1 protein-coding gene is annotated in these 436 nt (G+C 53.2%); it reads left to right on the forward strand.

What is annotated here, in order from left to right:
- Positions 1-21: 21 nt before the first annotated feature.
- Positions 22-436: hypothetical protein (locus IU459_RS40310; protein ID WP_267469953.1), on the forward strand; the 415-nt coding region annotated here is incomplete at its 3' end.

Raw genomic sequence — 436 nt, forward strand, 5'->3', positions numbered from 1 at the left:
GGCTTTATGGTGCATAACTCGGTGAATGCCTGGCTGACCGGGAAACGCTATGCCATGGACGATCTGGCTCGTGACGTTCAGAAGCGCATTGATGCCTATCGCTTTGCCACCTGGCAGATCTATGAAAACCTCTCTACCAGTGCGGCAGGTGCAACACCCGGCAGTAACCTGCAGGAGACGCGACTGCGTCCTGACGTCTACTACCTGGAAAAAACCCGGCGTAAAACGGAAGCGCTGATTTTCGGCTCACATGACAGCAGCACGCTGGACATGACCATGCGGATGTCGAACTATCTGGACACGCTGTGGGGCGCAGAAAACCCCACCTGGTCGATGTACTTTTTAAATGGTCAGGACAATAGCCTGATTATGATCTCGACCCTGCCGCTGAAAGATATGGCGACGCGTTATAAAGAGAGTGCCATCAGTTCAATGG

The organism is Nocardia amamiensis, from assembly GCF_015477605.1.
GTDB lineage: Bacteria > Actinomycetota > Actinomycetes > Mycobacteriales > Mycobacteriaceae > Nocardia > Nocardia amamiensis_A.